At 29.6% G+C, this 21,915-nt stretch carries 19 protein-coding genes and 2 tRNA genes; 10 read left to right on the top strand and 11 right to left on the bottom strand.

Features of this window, described 5'->3' with window-relative positions:
* Nucleotides 1-19 precede the first annotated feature (19 nt).
* A tRNA-Lys gene (locus B3N22_RS01430) sits at nt 20-95 on the top strand.
* Nucleotides 96-301: 206 nt separating this feature from the next.
* The gene (gene glcT / locus B3N22_RS01425) at nt 302-1,159 is read left to right on the top strand and encodes a glucose PTS transporter transcription antiterminator GlcT (RefSeq protein ID WP_073022676.1); all 858 of its coding nucleotides are present in this window, start codon (nt 302-304) and stop codon (nt 1,157-1,159) included.
* A gap of 27 nt (nt 1,160-1,186) precedes the next feature.
* On the opposite strand, the gene B3N22_RS01420 is transcribed toward glcT, so the two are convergent.
* A complete protein-coding gene (locus B3N22_RS01420; protein WP_286904309.1) occupies nt 1,187-1,666 on the bottom strand; it encodes a PTS sugar transporter subunit IIA in 480 nt (159 codons plus the stop codon).
* A gap of 470 nt (nt 1,667-2,136) precedes the next feature.
* On the opposite strand from B3N22_RS01420, the gene nagE reads away from it, so the two are divergent.
* Entirely contained in the window at nt 2,137-3,621 is a 1,485-nt protein-coding gene (gene nagE, locus B3N22_RS01415; protein ID WP_286904307.1) for an N-acetylglucosamine-specific PTS transporter subunit IIBC, read from the top strand.
* 41 nt (nt 3,622-3,662) lie between these two features.
* Here nagE and asnB read toward each other — a convergent pair whose 3' ends face one another.
* Together asnB and B3N22_RS01405 are read right to left on the bottom strand one after the other, a co-directional pair.
* On the bottom strand, nt 3,663-5,504 hold the full coding sequence (gene asnB, locus B3N22_RS01410) for an asparagine synthase (glutamine-hydrolyzing) (protein WP_286904306.1): 1,842 nt from the start codon (nt 5,502-5,504) through the stop codon (nt 3,663-3,665).
* A 141-nt stretch (nt 5,505-5,645) separates the two neighbouring features.
* Complete coding sequence (locus B3N22_RS01405; protein WP_073022680.1) at nt 5,646-6,083, bottom strand: RrF2 family transcriptional regulator; 438 nt, start codon at nt 6,081-6,083, stop codon at nt 5,646-5,648.
* A 296-nt stretch (nt 6,084-6,379) separates the two neighbouring features.
* Here B3N22_RS01405 and B3N22_RS01400 point away from each other — a divergent pair, with 296 nt between their 5' ends.
* Together B3N22_RS01400 and B3N22_RS01395 are read left to right on the top strand one after the other, a co-directional pair.
* The gene (locus B3N22_RS01400; protein WP_286904303.1) at nt 6,380-7,330 is read left to right on the top strand and encodes an L-lactate dehydrogenase; all 951 of its coding nucleotides are present in this window, start codon (nt 6,380-6,382) and stop codon (nt 7,328-7,330) included.
* A gap of 59 nt (nt 7,331-7,389) precedes the next feature.
* A tRNA-Lys gene (locus tag B3N22_RS01395) sits at nt 7,390-7,465 on the top strand.
* An 84-nt stretch (nt 7,466-7,549) separates the two neighbouring features.
* Here the strand turns inward: B3N22_RS01395 and B3N22_RS01390 are convergent.
* Complete coding sequence (locus tag B3N22_RS01390; RefSeq protein ID WP_286904302.1) at nt 7,550-8,797, bottom strand: MFS transporter; 1,248 nt, start codon at nt 8,795-8,797, stop codon at nt 7,550-7,552.
* 152 nt (nt 8,798-8,949) lie between these two features.
* Between B3N22_RS01390 and B3N22_RS01385 the strand changes: the two genes are divergently transcribed.
* On the top strand, nt 8,950-9,852 hold the full coding sequence (locus B3N22_RS01385) for an AEC family transporter (protein ID WP_286904301.1): 903 nt from the start codon (nt 8,950-8,952) through the stop codon (nt 9,850-9,852).
* A 139-nt stretch (nt 9,853-9,991) separates the two neighbouring features.
* The gene (locus tag B3N22_RS01380; RefSeq protein ID WP_286904300.1) at nt 9,992-11,959 is read left to right on the top strand and encodes a methyl-accepting chemotaxis protein; all 1,968 of its coding nucleotides are present in this window, start codon (nt 9,992-9,994) and stop codon (nt 11,957-11,959) included.
* Nucleotides 11,960-12,252: 293 nt separating this feature from the next.
* Here B3N22_RS01380 and hydF read toward each other — a convergent pair whose 3' ends face one another.
* From hydF to B3N22_RS01365, 3 genes are read right to left on the bottom strand one after another with little or no spacing between them, the layout of a single operon-like run.
* Nucleotides 12,253-13,449 (bottom strand): [FeFe] hydrogenase H-cluster maturation GTPase HydF, encoded by a 1,197-nt coding sequence (gene hydF, locus B3N22_RS01375; RefSeq protein ID WP_286904299.1) that lies wholly within the window; start codon nt 13,447-13,449, stop codon nt 12,253-12,255.
* Between the two features lie 20 nt (nt 13,450-13,469).
* Entirely contained in the window at nt 13,470-14,882 is a 1,413-nt protein-coding gene (gene hydG, locus B3N22_RS01370; RefSeq protein WP_181602079.1) for a [FeFe] hydrogenase H-cluster radical SAM maturase HydG, read from the bottom strand.
* 23 nt (nt 14,883-14,905) lie between these two features.
* The gene (locus tag B3N22_RS01365; RefSeq protein WP_021803840.1) at nt 14,906-15,151 is read right to left on the bottom strand and encodes a TM1266 family iron-only hydrogenase system putative regulator; all 246 of its coding nucleotides are present in this window, start codon (nt 15,149-15,151) and stop codon (nt 14,906-14,908) included.
* 282 nt (nt 15,152-15,433) lie between these two features.
* Here B3N22_RS01365 and B3N22_RS01360 point away from each other — a divergent pair, with 282 nt between their 5' ends.
* Nucleotides 15,434-15,877 (top strand): GNAT family N-acetyltransferase, encoded by a 444-nt coding sequence (locus B3N22_RS01360; RefSeq protein WP_286904296.1) that lies wholly within the window; start codon nt 15,434-15,436, stop codon nt 15,875-15,877.
* Nucleotides 15,878-15,965: 88 nt separating this feature from the next.
* Nucleotides 15,966-17,057, top strand: a complete 1,092-nt coding sequence (locus tag B3N22_RS01355) for a hypothetical protein (protein WP_286904294.1) — start codon at nt 15,966-15,968, stop codon at nt 17,055-17,057.
* Nucleotides 17,058-17,102: 45 nt separating this feature from the next.
* Here B3N22_RS01355 and B3N22_RS01350 read toward each other — a convergent pair whose 3' ends face one another.
* Nucleotides 17,103-17,726 (bottom strand): hypothetical protein, encoded by a 624-nt coding sequence (locus B3N22_RS01350; RefSeq protein WP_286904292.1) that lies wholly within the window; start codon nt 17,724-17,726, stop codon nt 17,103-17,105.
* Nucleotides 17,727-17,969: 243 nt separating this feature from the next.
* Between B3N22_RS01350 and B3N22_RS01345 the strand changes: the two genes are divergently transcribed.
* On the top strand, nt 17,970-18,206 hold the full coding sequence (locus B3N22_RS01345) for a hypothetical protein (protein WP_286904290.1): 237 nt from the start codon (nt 17,970-17,972) through the stop codon (nt 18,204-18,206).
* 97 nt (nt 18,207-18,303) lie between these two features.
* Here the strand turns inward: B3N22_RS01345 and B3N22_RS01340 are convergent, their stop codons facing one another.
* The 3 genes from B3N22_RS01340 to B3N22_RS01330 are packed head-to-tail and all read right to left on the bottom strand — an operon-like array spanning nt 18,304 to nt 21,676.
* Nucleotides 18,304-19,491 (bottom strand): hypothetical protein, encoded by a 1,188-nt coding sequence (locus tag B3N22_RS01340; protein WP_286904288.1) that lies wholly within the window; start codon nt 19,489-19,491, stop codon nt 18,304-18,306.
* Nucleotides 19,492-19,549: 58 nt separating this feature from the next.
* Nucleotides 19,550-20,992 (bottom strand): sensor histidine kinase, encoded by a 1,443-nt coding sequence (locus tag B3N22_RS01335; RefSeq protein ID WP_286904286.1) that lies wholly within the window; start codon nt 20,990-20,992, stop codon nt 19,550-19,552.
* Nucleotides 20,993-20,995: 3 nt separating this feature from the next.
* Nucleotides 20,996-21,676: a response regulator transcription factor gene (locus B3N22_RS01330; RefSeq protein ID WP_286904285.1), complete on the bottom strand. Its 681-nt coding sequence runs from the start codon at nt 21,674-21,676 to the stop codon at nt 20,996-20,998.
* Nucleotides 21,677-21,915 lie beyond the last annotated feature (239 nt).

Genomic DNA, 21,915 nt, shown 5'->3' with positions numbered 1-21,915 from the left:
GGAAGTCGCCAAATATTATGGTTCACTAGCTCAGTCGGTAGAGCACATGACTTTTAATCATGGTGTCCGGGGTTCGATTCCCCGGTGAGCCACCAAAAAATCCTAGAATTTTCTAGGATTTTTTTTATTTTAAAAAGTTTATAATAAAACAATTGATTATTAGTTTATTTAATAAATTTTAAAAAATATAGTTGTGTTTTATATGTTTACACTTTACAATTGACATTATAAGGTTTTAAAACAGGTATTAGTTGAATGAAGTTAAAGTCTTATATTATCATTTTAGTAAGAAGGTGAATATGTGAATAGCTCTTTAAAAGAAGATTGTGAAATAATTAAAGCATTTAATAACAACATAGTACTTGTTCAATCGGAAGGAAAAGAAAAAATGCTCTTTCAGAAGGGGATTGGATTTAGCAAAAGACCAGGAGATAAAGTACTTAAAGGAACAGAAATAGAAAAGATATTCATAATTGAAGATAAAGATAATATAAGAAATTTTAAGACTTTAATAAGTAACTTAGAAGAAGAGTTTGTTGGTTTTTGTGAAGAACTTATATTTTTTATATCTAAAGAATTAAATGAGGAGTTAAGTGAAAATATACATATAGGATTAATAGATCACTTATTCTTCGCAATAAAAAGATTAAAAGGTAATGAAGAAATACAAAATCCATTTATAGCTGAAATCGAGACTTTATACAATAAAGAGTTTACTTTAGCGCAACAGGTTGCAATAAAAATAGAAGAGTCTTTAGGTGTATATATACCTGACGGAGAGGCTGGATTTATTGCTTTGCATATACATTCTGCAAGAAATAATGGTAAACTTTCTAATACCATTAAATATAGTTTTATAAGTAACACTATAATCGAATATATTGAGGATACATTAGATATTGAAATAGATAAGAAATCATTAGACTATGCTCGATTTTTAACACATCTAAGATTTGCGATAGAAAGAATAAGAACTAATACACCTATAACAAATGATTTTATAGATGTCATAAAGCGTAAATATCGTAAATCATATAATATTGCTAAGTATGTTGCAGAAATATTAAAAGAAAATTTAGATGATGTGGATGTAGTTGAAGATGAAATAGCCTATTTAGCTATGCATATAGAAAGGTTTAGAGTTTCTCTATCAAAATAAAAAGGTGCTAAGATTTAGCACCTTTTCTTATTTTGTTTTATAAGTTAAAATAGTATCTTTTCCCGCTTCTACAGATTGACCGATAGAAGGATTAAGTGACTTTACAGAATCCATATTTGTAATAACTATAGGAGTTACTAATGGTAAATTTTTAGATTTTATAAATTCTCTATCTATTTTTAAAAGAGGAGTTCCAGCTTTAACCTTTGTGCCTTGTTCACATAGAAGCTCAAAACCTTCTCCATCTAAAGAAACTGTATCCATGCCAATATGAATTAATAATTCTATTCCATTGGATAAAGTCATAGCTAGAGCATGTTTAGTTTTAAATACTAGAGTTAATTCTCCATCAGCTGGAGCTACTACTAAGTCTCCTGTTGGGTCTATTGCTATACCATCACCAGTCATTTTTTCTGCGAAAACTGGATCTGGTACAGCGGAAAGGTCTACAGTTTTACCTGAAATAGGAGCTACAAGTTTTAATTCTTTACTAAATAATCCAAACATAAATATTAACTAATTATTTTATAAAAACAATTAGTACAGTTCACTTCCTTTCAATTACTAATTTAAATATACATGTTAAATGAGGTGTAATCTAATAAGCATTCTTTAAATAGTTCTTATAAATTTACACAACCTATTAAAAAAAGGCATAAGTTTAATACTAAACTTATGCCTGATTAACAGTTACATGTTCAATGTAATTATATACACTGATATATATTTTGTCAATCAATAGTAATTTGTATAAAAATAAAAATTTAAAAAAATAATTTAATGTAACCGTTGACTAATAAAAAATAATAGTATATACTTGTCTTGTAATTAATAAGTAACTGATACAGCGTGTAACTAGTATAGGGCATTAGCTGGAAAGAGTATATTATGTGTATATTCTTTTCCAGCTTTTTTATTTGCAATTATTTATGATAATTTGCTGATATCAGTAAAAACTATATTCAGGAGGGATTTATATGTCAAAAGGAAACAACAGAGTATTAGCTTTCTTACAAAAGATAGGTAAAGCACTAATGACTCCAGTAGCAGTAATGCCAGCTGCCGCTATACTATTAAGATTAGGTCAAAATGATGTATGGACATGGACTGGTAATAAGTACTTAATGGAAAAAGGTATTCCAATAATAGCTCAAGCTGGAGATGCTATTTTTGGTACTTTATATTTAGGTAAAGGTGATGGGGCAACACCTATTTCGATACTTGGGTTATTATTTGCAGTAGGTATTGCAATTGGTTTAGCTGAAGAAAACAATGGAGTGGCAGCACTATCAGCAACAGTAGGATTTTTGGTATTACAAAAGGTTGCATCAGCTATCAATCCAACCATAAACATGGGAGTATTTGCAGGATTCATAGCAGGTATATTAGCAGGTCTTTTATATAATAAATTTAAAGATATTCAACTTCCACAGTTTTTAGGCTTTTTTGCTGGTAAAAGGTTTGTACCGATAGCTACATCTTTCATTATGATAGCGTTAGGCGTATTAGCAGGTTATGTATGGCCAGCTATCCAAACAGGATTAGATACATTTGGAAACTTCGTTGCTGATTCAGGTTCAGCAGGAACATTTGGATTTGGATTATTAAACAGATTACTAATACCATTTGGATTACATCACGTAATGAACTCTATATTCTGGTTTACATTTGGAACATTCACTAATGCAGCTGGTGAAATAGTTAGAGGAGACTTAACTAGATACTTTGCAGGAGATCCAGCTTCTGGAGCATTTATGACTGGATTTTTCCCAATAATGATGTTTGGTCTTCCAGCAGCATGTTTAGCAATGATAACAGCAGCTAAAAAAGAAAAGAAAAAAGAAGTTACAGGAATGCTTTTAGGAATAGCATTTACATCTTTCTTAACAGGTATTACTGAACCAATAGAATTCTTATTCATGTTCTTAGCTCCAGTATTATATGGAATACATGCAGTTTTAACTGGTATAGCAGGAGCAGTAACATATGCTCTAAACATGAAATTAGGATTTGGATTCTCGGCAGGATTTATAGATTATGCATTAAACTTTAGCAAATCTAATACAAGTAATCCATTAGGATTAGCATTAGTTGGTTTAGTATTTGGAGCTATATACTACTTCGTATTCTTATTCTACATTAAGAAATTTGATGTAAAAACTCCAGGTAGAGAAGATGATGATGAAGTTGAGGTTGAAGTAAAGGCATCAACAAAATCTTCTGATTTAGCAGGTAAAGCTAAAGGAATACTTGAAGCAATAGGCGGAAAAGAAAATATACAAACAATAGATGCTTGTGTAACAAGAATAAGATTATCTTTAAATGACGGAAACAAGATAAATGAGAGAGAACTTAAGAAATTAGGTGCTTCAGGAGTAATGAAGATGGGCGAAGGTAACTACCAAATAGTAGTAGGTACTTTAGCAGATCCAATAGTTAGTCAGATGAAAAAATTATTATAAGTAATATATTAAGAGGCTAGGAAATTTCCTAGCCTTTAATTTCATATTTTAATATTAACATTATAAATATCAAGCCACATATTTAATTGAATTAGATAAGCTATAAATTGAGGCCCCATCATAAGTTGTCCGTACCAAGGAATTTTATATGATTCTCCTTTACTATCAACAATTTGCTGAATTTTTGTTTTATCTATAATTTCTAGTATAGGTGAAGATGGATTATTTAAGATCTTGTTCATCTCTTTGCATACAGCTTCAGTATAAATAGGATGATAAGTCTTTGGATAAGGGCTTTTCTTTCTTTCCACAATTTCTTTCGGCAATATATTTTTTAATGAGCTTCTTAATAGACCCTTTTCACGTCCATGTAGGAATTTGATTTTTGAAGGAATATTAAAAGCATATTGAACTAATCTAGGATCAGCAAATGGAACTCTAACTTCAAGAGAGTTAGACATGCTCATTCTATCTTTTCTGTTTAATAAGTTTACCATAAACCACTTTATATTAAGATAAAATAATTCTCTCATTCTATGCTCATAACTATCTTCATTATCCAAATGAGGAATTTTAGCTAAAGAAGAATTATAATGATAATTTACCATTTCTTCTATTTTCAATTTTTTCATAGTTGGACTTAAAATATCAAGTCTATTTGAAGTAAATCTAGACCAAGGAAAGGTATTGGCTTCATACATATCTTTATTAGTAAACCAAGGATAACCACCAAATATTTCATCTGCACATTCACCGGATAAGGCAACTACGTAGTCTTTTCTTATTTCTTTACAAGCTAAGAAAAGAGATGAATCTATATCTGCCATACCAGGTAAATCTTTTGCTATTAAAGCATCCTTTAAATAACTTACTAAATCTATATTTTTTATCATTATTGTTTTATGATTGCTATCTATATATTTAGAGGTGAATAAAGCCCACTCCTCATCAGAGGTTGGCTGAAAAAGAGAAGATTTAAAATAGTTTTCATTATCCTCAAAGTCAATTGAGTAGGTAGTTAATTTTTTACCTTTGTCTTTAAAGTTTTTTGATGCTACTGCAGCTATAGCAGAGGAGTCTAATCCTCCGGATAAAAAGGTACATAAAGGAACATCACCTACAAGTTGTCTACTAATTGCATCAACTAATAAAGACTCTAAATGTTCAACAGCTTCATCTTCGGTTTCAGTGTATTCTTCGGCTTTAAGAGTCCAATATTCTTTTAAATTAAATTCTTTAGGAGAAAAGGTTATAAAATTTCCAGGAGGAACCTCATCTATATCATTAAATATACCACTACCTAGGGCTGTAGCAGGTCCAAGTGAAAGAAGTTCTGTAATTCCAGTTTCATCTACTAAAGTTGATATATAAGGATGAGCTAGGAGTGTTTTTATTTCGGAACCAAATATTAAAGAGTTTCCTTTAACTGAATAGAATAAGGGTTTAACTCCTAAAGGATCTCTAGCTAAAAATATTTCTTTAGTTTTTTTATTAAAGATACAGAATGCAAAAATTCCATTAAATTTATCTAAACAGTCTATACCCCAATGAATATATGAGGTTAAAAGAACTTCTGTATCTGAATATGAATCAAATTTATATCCATAAGACAATAAATCTTTTCTTAAATCCTCTGTGTTATATAATTCACCATTATAAACTAAAACATACTCATTTCCATTGATAACTTTGGTCATAGGTTGGCTACCACCCTCTGGATCTACGACTACTAGACGTCTATGTCCTAATAGTACATTTTCATTGGTATAAAAACCTCCACTATTTGGGCCTCTGAGTTTAAGAGTATCCGTCATACTTTCAATTATATGATAAAAAGAAGATAAATCTTTAGAAAAATCAATCCAACCAGCTATTCCGCACATAATCATTACCTCGCTATAAATTTAATATATTTTATTTTATAAGTTATACTATGAAATATTAAAAAATATAGTTACAAATGAATGTTTTGCTGAGTATTTTAGTAAAGAAAATAGACTTTATAAAGAAAGTCTTTATAAAGCCTATATACAGAAATCAGGTTCAATTTTAGATTTATATTCGTCCACTAAATCTGCCAAAGTGATATTATCGACAACATTATCAACAGCATCTCTCATTTTATTCCATATTCCTATAGTAACATAAATAGTTGCATTATCGGAATTAGGTTTGTTAGTTGGATTGTAATCTACTGGGTAAAATGGACCTTCCAATACTCTTAGTAACATACCTATGGTTATATCTGATGGATCAGATGCTAACATATATCCGCCTTGAGATCCACGTACACTTCTAACATATCCAGATTTATTTAGTGGAGTTACTATCTGTTCGAGATATTTTTCAGAGATTTCTTGTCTTGCTGCAATATCTTTTAATGGTACTAAATCTTGATTATAATGAATAGCTAAATCAATCATTAGCTGAACGCCGTATCTACCTTTTGTGGATATTTTCACTACATACACCTCTTTTGATTAAAAATTCTTTTCTCATTATAAGTTATTATAAAGCATATCAAGTTACTAGGCAATTATAATATTTATGTATACTAGCAAGGTATTTCTACAATATAAAAAATAATAATATTATTTTGACTAAATTATAATAATATTATTGATAAAATTAGAGCTATATTAAAATCCTATAGGAATTATATAAATTAATTATTTTCATATAAAAATTAAATAAATTGATATTCACAGATAATAGAATTTAGTATAATAAAAACTATAAAACTTAAGGAGGAAAACCAATGGGAATTAAATCTAGAAAAGTAGCAATTGTAGGAACTGGATTAGTAGGATCTAGCACAGGATTTAGCTTGATTACTCAAGGTGTATGTGAAGAGATTCTTATGATAGATATCAATGAAGAAAAAGCATTAGGGGAAGCGATGGATTTAAATCACTGCATTGAGTATTTAGATCAACATACAAAAGTAAAGGTAGGAAAGTATGAGGATTGTGGAGATGTTGATGCCATAATAATAACGGCTGGACCACCGCCAAAGCCAGGAAAATCAAGACTTGACACCTTAGATGCATCAGCTAGAATAATGGAATCTATAGTAACACCTATAATGGAAAGTGGATTTAGCGGTCATTTTATAATAATATCAAATCCTGTAGATATAATGGCTTATCATGTTTGGAAGTTGTCAGGATTACCGAAAAGTCATGTTATAGGTACTGGAACTTCAGTAGATTCAGCGAGATTGAAACACTTTATTGCAGATTTGTTTGATGTTGATCCTAGAAGCGTTCAGGCATATTCTATGGGAGAACATGGTGACTCTCAAATGGTGCCTTGGTCCCATGTATATATAGGAGGAAAGCCATTTAATAAGGTTATAAATGATAACAAGCATAGAGTTGGAGATATAGACTTAGATAAATTGGTATCAGATACAGCTAAAGCTGGATGGGAAGTATTTAATAGAAAAGGTACGACTTATTATGGAATAGCTACTGCTGCAGTAGGAGTTTTAAAGGCCATATTTAATGACGAAAATAGAATTATACCTGTATCTACGCTATTAGAAGGTGAGTATGGATTTGATGGAGTTTTTGCAGGAGTACCAGCAGTTTTAAATAGAAATGGAGTTAAAGAACTAGTTGAAATAGAGATGACAGAAGAGGAAAAAGTAAAATTTGATAAATCAGTTAATCTAATTAAGGATTACTGCAATACATTGAAATACTAATTATTATTGACAATAACGAATAAATAATATATAATTTAAAATTGTGTTATGTAGTACGGGATTCACTAGCTCAGTCGGTAGAGCACATGACTTTTAATCATGGTGTCCGGGGTTCGATTCCCCGGTGAGTCACCAATTATATAATCTAACAAGATAACTTGCTTAGCTTAAAATAAGAAAATGCTGTTTTTTGTATTTTACAAGAAACAGCATTTTTATTTATTCTGTAATAAATTCTGCTTTCGGTTCTTCTTCAACCTTTAAAAATATTATTCCACCAACAATAAATAAAATGATTAAACTTAAAATTCCATATCTAGATTCTCCAGTAATGGTTCCAACAATACCTATTAGTAAGGGACCAAATATTGATGAAATTCTTCCAAAGATATTATATATACCAAAATATTCAGCAGAATTTTCTTTAGGAATTAACTTTCCAAAATAAGATCTACTTAAAGCTTGTATACCACCTTGAGCACTAGCTACAAGAAATGATAATATCCAAAAGTCTAATGGTGTTTTTAAAAAGAAACCATATATAGAAACTATGCTATAGGTTATTATTCCTACTAAAATCATTATTCTAGGAGAAAAAAACTTAGATAATTTGCCATATAAAAGTGCAAAAGGAAAAGCTATTATTTGTATAAATATAAGTATTATCATTAATGTATTGCTATTGATTCCAACATCTATACCATAAGCAGTAGCCATGGTTATTACTGTATGAACACCATCTATATAAAAGAAATATGCTAAAAGAAAATAGAAAACATTTTTATTATTTTTAGTAGCCTTTATTGTAGTAATTAGCTTCTTAATGCTAGTGCTTAAATGTTTAGGACTACCTTCTATATAGTATTTTTGATGAACATTTTTAAACATAGGGACAGTAAATATAAACCACCAAACAGCTGTAAGTAGAAATGAGATTTGTGTAGCAAGTATTGTATTCATACTTAAACTTGCAGCATTAGTTATTAATAAAATAGATAAGATAAATGGAATTGTTCCACCTATGTATCCCCAGGCAAAACCAGAAGATGAGATTAAATCCATTCTTTCATTATCAGTTACATCTGTTAAAAATGAATCATAAAATATATTTGAGCCAGAAAATCCTATGGTTGTGATGATATAAATAACTAAGCAATAAATCCAATTGTTTTCTCCAACAGTAGCTAAAAGCGCTGTTGAAATAATAGAAATAAGTGCAAAAATAGAAAATAGTTTTTTCTTAAATCCTTTATAATCTGCAATAGTTCCTAATAATGGAGCTAGTACTGCTATTATTAAAGTAGCAAAAGAATTGGCATATCCCCAGTAGGCTGTAGAAATATTATCTTCTAATCCAACGCCTGCAACACTCTTAAAAAACACAGGTAAAATAGCAGTAGTTATGGTTATGGAATAAGCAGAATTTCCGAAATCTTGTAGTATCCAGCTTCTTTCTTCTTTATTCACTTACACTCCCCCTTAAACTTTTTCATAATTTAATTATAAATCAGAATAGGTGAAATATTTGTATAAATTGGGAGAGTTAACAATAATTAATTTAGCTTTAACAAATATCTCTATAATATTACATATTTTAATTAATTTTATGGAGGCTGTTTATGGATATATATGCTCAAATTACAATTTTGTTTTTAATAATGCTTATAGGAGGTTATGCTAGGAAAAAAGATATATTGAATGAAAATTTAGAAAGAGGATTATCAAGTTTTTTATTAAATATAACATTACCTCTACTTGTAATTAATTCTTTTGATTTTAATTTTAGTAAAGATATGTTCAACAATATTATATTAGCACTTATTTACAGTATTATTGCATTTATAATTGCTATAATTTTGTCTAATATCATATTTAATAGAGTTGAAGTTGGAAGAAGAGAGGTATTAAAATTTTGTGGAGTATTTTGTAATTGTGGATTTATGGGATTTCCTATAATAGAAAGCATTTATGGAAAAGAAGGATTAGTTTATGCGTCTATATTTAATATGATTTTTACTATACTTATTTGGACCTATGGAGTAAGACTTTATGGAGGTAAAAGCAGTGTAAGTAATTTAAGAAGCTTACTCAAAAATCCAGGAATACTATCCGTAATAATTGGGTTATTTATAATGGCTACACCAATAAATCTTCCCTCAGTAATAAAATCTGTGCTTGAGATTGTAGGAGGTATGACGACTCCTCTATCCATGATAATTACGGGGAGTATGATGGCAGGTGTATCATTAAAAGCACAATTTAAAGATAAAAGCATGTACTTAGGCATAGCTACAAGACTTTTGATTATACCGTTAGTTTTATATATTATTACGTTAGCAATAAATCTAAAATCTGTGCCAGCGAGTAGTATAGTAATAATTGAGGCTATGCCAGTTGGAGCTACGGCATCTATTTTCTCTCAGACCTTTAATAAGGAAAAAGAACTGTCAGCTTTTTCTGTTTTTATGAGTACATTAATATCAATGATTACTATACCTATAATAGTTGGGATTGTTGTATAGAGATAGGGTTTTCCCTATCTCTATTTAAAAATATTTTTATACAAAACATAAAGTAAACGTTTATACTTAAGTAAAAATATGGTAAGATATAAGTGGTTTGATATAGTTTATAATTTAAGTATAGCTAGGAGTGTATATTATGACAAAAAGAACTCATATTATAGGAATCCGGTATAAATTAATGACAAGCTTATTATCTATTTGCTTAGTACCATTGTTAATATTGGGCATCGGTAGTTACTTGCAGGCCAGATTATCATTAATAGACAAGTTTGAGATTTCCAGTGAACAAGTGATTCCTGAAGTAATTGAAAAGTTTAATAAATACCCTGTGCAAATATCAATGGCTTCAAGTAACACTATACTTATGGATTCTAAATCAGAGCAGAAGGATATTAAGGATTATTTACAGAAATTCAAAGAGAGAAATGAAGATGTGTTAAATGTATTTTTCTTTACTGAAAAAGGAGAAGCTTTTTCTTATCCTGATGAGAAAAAAATAACTAACCCTAAAAGTGAAGTTTGGTATGAAAAAGCTATAAATAATAATGGAAAAGTTATAAATAGCGACCCGAATAAAAGTTTGATAGCTGATGAATCGGTAGTTACTTTTGCGAAAACTGTTGAAGATAAAGGAAAGATTGTAGGTGTTATAGGTATTGAGATATCTATTAATAAACTTTCCTCAATAACTAATAAATATAGAATAGGAAACAAGGGATACATTTTTGTGGTTAATGAAGAAGGAAATGTAGTTACCTACCCAAGTAGGATAATTGGAAGCGATTCAGATACTAAAATATCTAATTGGGATGTAATTAAAAATAATGAAAATGGATCTACAGAAATAGATTTTAATAAAAGTCATATATTTACGACTTTTGGTACAGATTTAGGTACAGGCTTTAAAATTATTGCAGCTATGGACGAGTCTGAGTTAAAAGCTGATATAAGTGGAATAAAAAATATGATTTTCATAACCATTGGGGCAGTAATTGTGATAGCAGCATTGTTTTCTTTTTGGTTAAGCAATGGATTGGCTAAAAGTGCAAAGAAGCTAGAACAAGGGTTTAAAAAGGCTGCTGAAGGTGATTTAACAGTTAATGTTGACATAAAGTCAAAAGATGAGTTTGGAGAATTAGGAAAAAACTTTAATTTTATGATAAAAAATATGTCAGCACTAATGCTAGAAGTTAAAAATTCTTCTAAAACGGTCTTTGATACATCAACGAATTTAGGAGTTATGGCAGAGGAGAGCACGGCGTCTGTAGGACAAGTATATAATTCTATAGAAGAAATATCTAGAGGAATAATAGAACAAGCTGGAAGTGCGCAAGAAGGAGTAAGTAATATAAATGAACTCTCAAACGAGATAGATGGAATAGTTGAAAATACGAAGGTTCTAAAATCTGTATCATTAAATGCCTTAGAACTAGGAAATAAAGGCTTGAACATGGTTAAAGTTCTTGGTGAAAAATCAGATAGAAGTAAAATATCATCAAATGAAGCTAGCAAAATTGTATTAAATATGAATAAGAATACTGAAGAAATTAATAGAATTTCTGATGCTATAAAGGAAATAACAGAACAAACCAACCTTTTATCACTAAATGCAAGTATTGAAGCTGCAAGAGCAGGGGAAGCTGGAAGAGGATTTGCTGTGGTAGCTGATGAAATAAGAAAATTAGCAGAGCAATCTAGAAAATCTACTGAGGAAATAAGAAAAATAATTGAGAAAGTTCAAAGTATGTCTAAGGTAGCTATAAGTGCGATGGAGGAATCAAAAGTAACTGTAGAGGAGCAAGAGGTAGCAGTAAATGAAACAGAGAAAATATTTACTCAAATACTAGATTCTATAAATCAGTTAACTAATAGAATAAAAGGTATTGCAGAATCAACTAGTGAAATATATTCAAAGAAAAATAAAGTAGTTCAAAAAATAGAAAGTATATCTGAGATATCAGAAGGGACAGCAGCCTCATCGGAAGAAGTAGCAGCATCTACTGAACAAATAAATACAACTATGGATGAGGTAGCAAAGGGAGTTGAGGAACTTAGTTTAATAGCAAGTAATTTACAATATGCTGTAGGAAAATTTAAATTATAATATTGATAAATAAGCCGTTGTATATAGCTCAACGGCTTAAATTTTTTAACAAGATATATTGACTAGGGAACTAGAGGTATAAATCATGGAATGGTGATTTATACCTCTTAATTTTTATATAAACGGAGGAGATTTTTAGAAACTTTTTCACATGGGTAGAGTTTAATTAATTCTTATGGGTATAATAAAGCTTTAGAAATTTAGAAACGTACAAATTTACAAACGTAGAAATTTTTAGTTCAAAAAAAGAACTTCTATGAAAAATCACAGAAGTTCTTTAAAAATAAACTAGATTATTTTACTTCAGGGAACATGTTTACAACTCTATCTAAAATTCCATTTAAATGAGCAATAGCAGTGCCAAAGTTTGTTATAGGCATATCATCAGCTTCAGCTTTAATAAGTCTACTCATTAATTGTTTTCTTGTGAACATACAGCTTCCGCATTGAATTATAAGCTTAAATTCTTTAAGATCTTCAGGGAAGTCTACTCCAGTTAAGTTTACGAATTCAACATCGCCGTACTTTTCTTTAATCCATATAGGAAGTTTTTCTCTTGCTATATCACCTTTTAATGCATGGTGAGTACAAGCTTCTGCTATAAGAACTTTATCTCCAGGTTTTAGAGAATCCATAGCTCTAGCTCCTCTAACGAAGGTTGCTAAATCACCTTTATATCTTGCCATAAGGATTGAGAAAGATGTTAAAGGAATATCTTCAGGAACTATTTTACTTACCTTATCAAACATTTGAGAATCTGTTATAACTAAATCAGGAGCACATTTTAGATCTTCTAATACGTCTATAAGCTCAGTATCTTTAACAGTTAGAGCCATTCCATCATAGTCTAATATATCTCTGATTATTTGAACTTGAGGAAGTATAAGTCTTCCTTTTGGAGCTTGTATATCTTGAGGTGCTACTAAAACAACTCTTGCTTTTGGTCTAAGTATATCTCCAACTATAGCAGGAAGTTCAAAATCTGTAGGAGCAACATCTATGATAGCTTGTTTAAAACTACCTATATTTTTCTTTTCCTTAGCACTTAAAGATACAAAAGGAATGTCAAAATCAGATTTTAGAGAAGTTTCATCTAAAGAAAATTGATCTATTTTGTTTATTACTCCTATTATAGGAATATTTCTTTTAGTTAATTCTTCTTTCCATGTCATCTCCATTGAGAAATCAGTAGACTCACCTGTAAATACTAAAATAGCTAAATCTGTTCTATCCATTATATCGAAGGTTTTCTTTATTCTAAGTTCTCCTAAAGCACCTTCATCGTCTAAACCAGCTGTATCAACTATCATTACAGGGCCTAAGGGAAGTAACTCCATTGCCTTAAATACTGGATCTGTAGTAGTTCCAGGAGTATCAGACACAAGAGCTATGTCTTGGTTTGTTAGGGCATTTACTAAACTTGATTTTCCTGCATTTCTCTTTCCAAAGAAAGATATATGGAGTCTATTGGCTTTTGGGGTATCTAACATGTTTTTATTCCTCCTCTTAATTAGAAACGTAAATCTCTTTCTCCATTTTCTATTCTTTCAAGCTTCTTTAAGCAAGCTTCTTTAGCAGCTTCATTTGGTATGGTTTCAAGGTTTTTAAGTATGGCTTTTTCACCAACTTCTTTAGTTTCTTCATCAGCATAATCTATTAAATATTCTTTAAAAGTAAGTAAGGCATTAGGAAGACATACATTGTGTATTTGTCCAGATTTAGCTAAAGCCATAAATCTTTCTCCAGTTCTTCCTTCTCTATAACAAGCTGTACAGTAACTTGGGACATATCCTTGATTACATAGGCTTCTCATAACTTCGCTAGGACTTCTTTCATCACTTACTTCAAATTGTGCGGTGTTTTCTTTAATTTTATTTTCATCAGCATATCCACCTACTCCAGTACAAGAACCAGCAGAAACTTGAGATACGCCTACAGATAATACTTCTTCTCTAAAATTAGCTTCTTCTCTAGTGGATAATATAATTCCTGTGTAAGGAACAGTTATTCTAAGGATAGCTACTAATTTCTTAAATTCTTCATCCTTTAACATGTGAGGATATTTATTTGTATCAACACCTTCAGCTGGTCTTAACCTTGGAACAGATAAAGTGTGTGGGCCTACCCCTGTTTCTTTATCTAAATGTTCAGCATGCATAAGTAAAGCTATAGTGTCGTATTTATGTTCATATAATCCATAAAGTACACCCATTCCAACATCATCAATTCCAGCAGCTCTAGCTCTATGCATTGCTGTAGTATGCCAGTTGTAATTATGTTTTGGACCGTTTGGATGTAGATTTTCGTAAGTAGGTTTATGGTATGTTTCTTGGAATAATATATAAGTACCTATACCAGCATCCTTAAGCATTTCATATTCTTCTACAGTTGTTGCAGCTATATTTACGTTACATCTTCTTATAGCTCCATTATCAAATTTTAATGAATATATAGTTTTTAAAGATTCAAGAACATACTCTATAGGATTGTTAATTGGGTCTTCTCCAAGTTCTAAAGCAAGTCGTTTGTGCCCCATAGCTTCTAAAGCTTGTACCTCTTTTGCTATTTGATTTTGAGTTAATTTCTTTCTTAATAAATCGCTGTTACAGTGTTGATAACCGCAATATTCACAATTATTTACACAGTGATTAGAAAGATATAAGGGAGCAAATAAAACGATTCTGTTTCCATAAATTCTTTCTTTAATTTCTCCAGCAACTTTAAACATCTCTTGAACTAATTCTTCATCTTCTACAGCTAAAAGCACTGCAGCTTCTCTATGAGTTAATCCTTTAAAGTCTCTAGATCTTTCAAGAAGGTTTTTTACGTATTCTTTATCTTGGGCTAATTTTTCACCTTCTTCGATACTTGAGTAAATTTCTTCATCAATAATAAATTCTTCTGCCTTATATTCTCTTATCATAATAAAAACACACTCCTCTAATATTACTTCTTTGTAATAGCAGACTTAACTTGAACGTACTTTATTCTTCCAAGCTTACCTGTTAAAGCACCTATTTCATCCGTTGTGCCATCAACAATAATAGAAATTACAGATACCCCTTTTTCTCTATAGGGAATACCCATTCTGCCTACTATTATTTTGGCATAGTCATGAAGTATTTCATTAACAGAAGGAGCAGCCTCTAAGTTATCTAAAACAATGGCAACTACACCAACCCTATTTTCCATGATTACCTCCAAAAAATAAAACCCTCTGTTAGCAGAGGGTTAAAATTTTAACAAACTAGGAAAAAACATAAATTTAATTAATCCAGTTGTCATATTAATCCTTTTGCTTAGAAACTTCCTTGCAATTAGAATGAAACTATATAACTAATTCCTAAAGTCAATTAAAAGAGAAAAGCTCTTCTAATTCAGTTTAAGAAGAATTACAATATATATTGTACATCAGTTAAATCTAGATATCAATAAACGGATATAAATAAAGCATATGAAAAGAGGTTTAAAAATATGAAATGGTATATAAAAGAATTTAAAGATTTAAGTATAGATGAACTTTATGAGATAGTTAAATCAAGATTTGAGGTTTTTGTTTGCGGACAGAAAATAGATGAACAAGACTTTGATGATGTGGATAAAAAATGTGCACATATATTTTGTGTAGATAATGATAGAGTAGTAGCTTACAGCAGAATAATCCCAAAAGGAATAAGTTATAATGCACCTTCAATAGGAAGAGTTTTAGTTTTAGATAGCTATAGAAGAAGAGGGTTAGCTGTAGAAATGATGAACAGAGCTATTGAATATATAAAGGACGTCTATAAAGAAAAAGAAATAATATTATCTGCACAAGAGTATGTGGTGGCTTTATATAAATCAGTAGGATTTGAAGAAATATCTGAGGTTTATTTAGAGGCTGGAATTCCTCATAAAAAGATGAAGAAATATTTGTAGTTATAGAAACTTCTAACCATCACTAACCTTAGTATCGTTGCATATTATGGAAATATGTACCAAAGAACGATAAAGAGGAAGTGGTCGTATGACACCTAATATTATTAATTACTATGGGGGAGGAAATACAGCACGAGGGTTCGTGAATTACTATGACTCTATATTAGAAAATATAAAGGACATATATGTTATAAGAAATGCTCCCCAGGTGATAAAGACATCGGTTATAAAAAACATTGCACAAGCCTATTTAGCAAAAGGTTACGAGATAGAACTTATAAATAGTTATATGGGAGATGAATATGTAGAGGGTGTGGTTATTCCTAATGGGAATGTAGCTTTTATTGATGGCAACCCTATATACGGAACAAAACTAGAGAGTATAGAAAAAGATAAACAATATATAGACTTATCTCAAATTATGGATGAAAACTCATTGAAAAAAAGACACAAAAATATTGAAAACTTAAAAGTATTAATGAAGGAAGAAATAAAAAAAGCTCATATTGCATTTGGAGAGGGGCTTAAAATTCATGATAAATGGGAAGCAATATATATAGAAAATATGGATTTTAGTAGAGCAGATGATTTTGCAAAGGAATTAATAATTAGAATATTAGCAGAAACCAAATTAAATAAAAAATCAAAAACTGTGCATAGGTTTTTAGGAGCAGCGACTCCAGATGGACCAAAGGATTTTATACCAAGCATTACTAGAAATGTTGGCAAGAGGTACCTTATAAAGGGTAGACCAGGCACAGGTAAATCAACTATATTGGGAAAGCTGCTAAGTGAAGCTGAAAAAAGAGGATATGATATTGAAGCTTATCATTGTGGGTTTGATCCTAAAAGCTATGATATGATAGTGCTTAGAGAACTTAGTATTGCAGTTTTTGATAGTACTAGACCTCATGAATATCTAGCAGAACGACATACAGATGAGATTGTAGATACCTATGAAGAACTAGTTTATCCAGGAACTGAAGAGAAATATAAAGACAAGATTGAAAATATTAAACAAGAATATACTAAAAAAATAAAAGAAGCAACAAGTTACCTAGCAACAGGTAAAAAATATATGCTGGAACTAGAAAGCCTATATCTTCAGTCTATAAACAAAGAGAAGTTAAGAAATCTTGAAAAAGGCTTAGGTACATTAATTGAGATGTTTGTTAAATAGAGCAAAAAAGAAATCCATAAATTAAGTGGATTTCTTTTTTGTTGCTTATTTTCTATTTAACTCAAAAAATATTCCGTCCCATAAAGTTATCAAAGTATTGTCGTCTTTAATATAAAAGGTGTTTCCAAAAAAAGAAGTCCAGTTAGAATTAGCATTTTGAATAACATCAACTTTTTTAACAGAAGTCGAGCTTATTCCTATAGTTTTTAAAGAAACTTTGTTTTCTGAATTGAAATCATTATCAGATAAAGTAGTTTCTTCAAAAGTTGGATTAACTAGATTCTCCTTATCGAAGGATACCTTTTTTTCTGTTAGATAGAGTTCTTTTCCTATATAAGACTTTATCTTATCTTCAGACATAGCGTACACTGGAGTAGTTGCAATTTTTTTACTTACAACCCAAGTTCCGAAATAAGACTTAGAAGATGTATTAGTCTTGTCAGTATTAGTTATAGGAGAAGAGGGCTTTTCAGAAGCTTTATTCGAATTAGAAGTAGTTTCGTCTTTATTAGGATTGCTAGTATTTTCATTTTTTATGGTTTCTGTATTAACCTCTTCTTTTATTTCATTACTGCTAGTATCCCCTTTTGTGTACTTAGAACAAGATACTAAAGCTAAAGTTAGCATTATAATTGATATCATTAAGATAAATAGTTTGTTTTTTTTCATAACTTCCTCCGCTTGACTTTACTTCAATCATTTATAATTATAGAACTATAGATTTGTAACTTAAAGTTTTTAGTGCAAGAATTAAGAAAAAATTAGTTTTTGAGATTATTTAGCACAGGAAAATTATTTAAACGATCATAATTATGTAAAAAATGGTATAATATAATAAAATGCATTGCAGATCTTATAATATAAATAGTTATTAGTATATTTAATTATTGTTATAGAATAGAGGTGTTTTGATTGAATAAAACAGTAAAGTGTATAGTTACTTTTATTATTACCTTTATAGTGGTATATATTATAGTGGGTTATGTATTGAATGGAATGTTCGTAGGCTTTAAATGGAATGAAGGTGTTTCTATTTGGGCAAAGATAAAGGAATATTACGTTAGAAATATGCCTAGAAATATTTTACCAACATTAGTGATATCTATAATAATTACAGCTATTATCAATAAGCCAAAGAAAATTAAATAGCTTATAACAATAATTAAATTAGTGAGTATAAAGTTTCAAATGGAGGGTTTAAAATTAAACCCTCCATTTATTTTGGTATATTTAAATCAGTAAGAAATTAGTTTTGTTTTTGGTACAGTGAATTTTGTATTGTAAAGTCGTTAGTATCAGAAATTTTATAACCAGATTGAAAGGAGTATATATTAGTAAGAAGCTTGCTTCCATCTTCGCTTAAGTTAAACCATAGTGTAGTTGCTTCTCCATTTGGTGTGCTATATAAAAGTTGCGTATTGGTTAAAGAATCTACAGATATAGTTGCAGTATAAAGTTTTGATTTGTAGAAAGCTGGATCATGAATATCATCTTTCTGTGAGTAAAAAGCATAAACTATGGTGTCACCAGTTATATCAAAAGAAATCCAAGATAAATTCTCTTCTTCTTTAGGAGATACCTTTAGTAGAGTTATATTTTCTCTATTGATTAAGTTAAACTTACTAAGATATAAGGCTCCACTAGTGCTGTCTTTTTGGGCAAGATAAATATAATTACCATCTTCACTTGTTCTGAAATTATAGTTTCCCATTCCTGAAACATTCAAAATTGCATCAGGATTAATATCATCAAGCGAAAATTCATATATACTCTGTGAGGAAAGTGAAAATGTGTAGAATTTGTTTGTTATTTTACTATAGAAAATATTTGGAGAAACATAGAGGTTTCTTAGAGATAAACTTTTATAGATTTTACCTGTTTTTAAGTCTAGTATACGTATAACATTCTGAAATCCTTCATTATATGGAACATAGGAAAATATACTTACATAGTTAGTATCATATATTTTGTATGGATAAGTCTTTAAGTCATCTTTTATTTCAGGAAGCTTAATAAGCAGTTTTTTTTCTTTTGTATTTATATCATATGACCATAATTCTGTATCCTTAAAATAAGTTATGATATCATTATTAAAATCCCTATCTAAAAAATCCACTCTGCTTTCTATATAATTAATGGAGTTGTCCGAATTTAAAGTAAATAGATTTGCATAAGCTTCATTTGAAGCATCTGAAACTTGGCTGGAGAATATAGGAGATGAATTGTTTGAGAGTGAAATAACATCCCCTACCACAGGGATATCCAAATCTCTAACCTTAGTAAATATCCTACCATCCTCATCTAATTCATTACTCACCTTCTGAACATCATCCTGCACTGTAATAGTCTTTTCTTCTGTAGTACAACTAGTTAAAAATAAAGAAAAGATTAAAAGTGATATTACAAGAACTTTTAATAAAGTGTTTTTTATCATAAAATTTCCCCCTTTCAGTGTTATTTTTATGATAACTTTTAGTAATTACAAAACTTGATTAAATTGTTTCAGAGATATTACAGAAAGAAGGAAAAGTTGTTATAAGCTTAAAGGTTTTTTCAGTTAGTTCTATGGTAATTTCTCCATTTAATGAATTAACTATCTCTTTGCATATATATAAACCCAGGCCATTGCTGTCTTCTGTTGAGTTAGTACCTTTAACAAAAGGTTCAAATAACTTATCTTTTAGAAATGAAGTAGAGTCTTCATAAGAATTTTCTATTGTTAAATAAACTAAGTTATCTTGAGTTTTTAGATTTATGGATATAACTCCATTATCTAGAGAATATTTTATGGCATTGTCTAAAATGTTTGTTAGTAATGAAGTAATACTCTCGCTATTTGACAGTATTAAAGCATCTTCAATATTGATGTTTACTGAATAGGATTTATTTTTCCACTTAATTTTTAGGTTATCAAGAATTCTTGATATAAATGTGGATAATTCTATTGGAATTAATTCTTTCTGTGGATTATTTAAGTTTTTAGAAATATTTATTAGCTCCACTATTAAGGAATGCATTCTTTCACTTTCTTGAAAGATGCCATTTATAGCTCTGTTTCTAAAATTCTTATCCTCTACCTTAGGAGAAAGTAATAACTGACTATAGCCTGATATAGTAGTTAAGGGAGTTTTAAGCTCATGGGTTACATTATTAAAGAAGCTACTTTTACTTTTTTGAAGAAGTAGTGCATTTTCTTTTTCTATCATAAGATATTCTAATTGATTTTTTATCTCTTTTTTCATATTAGAAAACTCTCGTGATAATATTCCTATTTCATCTGAAGATGAAGATTCAAAAGAATAATCAAAATTGCCTAAAGAAACTTCCTTTACTCCTTTAATTAATGAGGATATAGGTTTAGTTATACGAGAAGAGATTAAATATGTAATCAAAAGTATTAGAATACCCAAAAAAACTTGAAGCAAGGTTATAATATGTAATATTTTTATATAATCCAAATAATTTTCACTAAAATCTTTTGTTAAATAAAGAGTATAGTCACTTTTATCATTTATATAAATTGGATAGGAAATTGAAGCAGTATAGGTATTTTTAACTCTATATAGTTTTATTACAGATTTGTTCTTTGAAGCTTCATTAAGTAATGACATATCCTCTTCTGAATTATTTGTGGTGGTTAAAGAGTTCTTATTATCTGAAGAATAAAGGCTTCCGTAGGTGTGGTAGAGCTTTTTTATATCCCATAAAACCTCAGAGCCAACATCAATCCAATCAGAATCAGAATAAGAGTCTTTTAATAAAATCTTATTTTTTATTAATTCTCTTGAATTTATCATTAAATTGTTCATTGAATTAGTTGTATTTTTTTCAAAATCCTTTTTAAGAAAAAATCTTATAGATAAATTAAGCATAATGGAAAAAATAATAAATAAACACATAAAGCACAATGTTATTTTGCTTTTTATACTTTTCATAAATTACCTCATTACATATCCAACACCAAACACAGTCTCTATATGAGAAAAATCAGGTGTATCTATTTTAGCTCTAAGTCTCCTTATATGAACATCAACTGTTCTATCTTCTCCAAAATACTCATAACCCCAAATAGTATTTAATAAAGCATCTCGAGTGAAAATTTTATTTCTATTTTTAGAAAGTAAAGAGAGAATTTCAAATTCTTTTGGATTCAGTTTTATCTCCTCATTATTTTTAAGAATTATTCTGCTATCAAAATCAACCTTTAACACTGGGCTTATGGATATAGGCTGATTGGATAAGACATGTGTATATATAGCTCTGGATCTTAAAGCTGCTCTTATTCTAGCTAAAACTTCTTTTATATGAAAAGGCTTGGTTATATAATCATGAGCTCCTAACTCTAAGCCTAGAACCTTATCAACAACATCATTTCTAGCAGTAATTAAAATTATAGGAATACTAAGTTCTTTATTTATATATTTGCATAACTCAAATCCATTTATATCTGGCAAATTAACATCTAAAAGAATTATATCTGGAGCAAAATCCATTAAATTTTCCTTTAAAGATTCTCCGTTAAAAAGACTTAAAACTTGAAATTTTTCTTCTTCTAAAGCAGTAGTTAAAATATCATTTATATAAAATTCATCCTCAACAACAATAATTTTTTCTCTCATAAACAAATACCTCTCAAATTATACTAAATACATTTTAACATGAGCTTGTTACAAAGTTGTTATAATTTAGAAAATAACTAAGTCATAGGAGCTTCATAAAAGATATCAATAAAAGATTAGACTGACTCTGAGGACCGCGTCTACCACAACAAGGTGCACATCTGATCTGTAGGAGCCGTTTCTCAGGCTCCATTAGAAGTTCGCCCAGCATGTTTGTTGAGCCGACAGACTGAAAGAAG

Source organism: Clostridium sp. UBA1652 (assembly GCF_002320975.1).
GTDB lineage: Bacteria > Bacillota > Clostridia > Clostridiales > Clostridiaceae > Clostridium_T > Clostridium_T intestinale.
The sequence above is the reverse complement of the archived record's forward strand: the minus strand, read 5'-3'. Positions and strand labels throughout refer to the sequence as shown.

Excerpts from the sequence above, each read along its gene's own strand:
- B3N22_RS01420 (WP_286904309.1), bottom strand. The coding sequence starts at position 1,666 with ATGTTTGGATTATTTAGTAAAGAATTAAAACTTGTAGCTCCTATTTCA.
- B3N22_RS01330 (WP_286904285.1), bottom strand. The coding sequence starts at position 21,676 with ATGAGAGAAAAAATTATTGTTGTTGAGGATGAATTTTATATAAATGAT.
- B3N22_RS01400 (WP_286904303.1), top strand. The coding sequence starts at position 6,380 with ATGGGAATTAAATCTAGAAAAGTAGCAATTGTAGGAACTGGATTAGTA.
- B3N22_RS01355 (WP_286904294.1), top strand. The coding sequence starts at position 15,966 with ATGACACCTAATATTATTAATTACTATGGGGGAGGAAATACAGCACGA.
- B3N22_RS01360 (WP_286904296.1), top strand. The coding sequence starts at position 15,434 with ATGAAATGGTATATAAAAGAATTTAAAGATTTAAGTATAGATGAACTT.
- B3N22_RS01365 (WP_021803840.1), bottom strand. The coding sequence starts at position 15,151 with ATGGAAAATAGGGTTGGTGTAGTTGCCATTGTTTTAGATAACTTAGAG.
- B3N22_RS01350 (WP_286904292.1), bottom strand. The coding sequence starts at position 17,726 with ATGAAAAAAAACAAACTATTTATCTTAATGATATCAATTATAATGCTA.
- asnB (WP_286904306.1), bottom strand. The coding sequence starts at position 5,504 with ATGTGCGGAATAGCTGGTTGGATTGATTTTTCTAAAGATTTATCTTCT.
- nagE (WP_286904307.1), top strand. The coding sequence starts at position 2,137 with ATGTCAAAAGGAAACAACAGAGTATTAGCTTTCTTACAAAAGATAGGT.
- B3N22_RS01380 (WP_286904300.1), top strand. The coding sequence starts at position 9,992 with ATGACAAAAAGAACTCATATTATAGGAATCCGGTATAAATTAATGACA.
- B3N22_RS01385 (WP_286904301.1), top strand. The coding sequence starts at position 8,950 with ATGGATATATATGCTCAAATTACAATTTTGTTTTTAATAATGCTTATA.
- hydF (WP_286904299.1), bottom strand. The coding sequence starts at position 13,449 with ATGTTAGATACCCCAAAAGCCAATAGACTCCATATATCTTTCTTTGGA.
- B3N22_RS01340 (WP_286904288.1), bottom strand. The coding sequence starts at position 19,491 with ATGATAAAAAACACTTTATTAAAAGTTCTTGTAATATCACTTTTAATC.
- B3N22_RS01335 (WP_286904286.1), bottom strand. The coding sequence starts at position 20,992 with ATGAAAAGTATAAAAAGCAAAATAACATTGTGCTTTATGTGTTTATTT.
- hydG (WP_181602079.1), bottom strand. The coding sequence starts at position 14,882 with ATGATAAGAGAATATAAGGCAGAAGAATTTATTATTGATGAAGAAATT.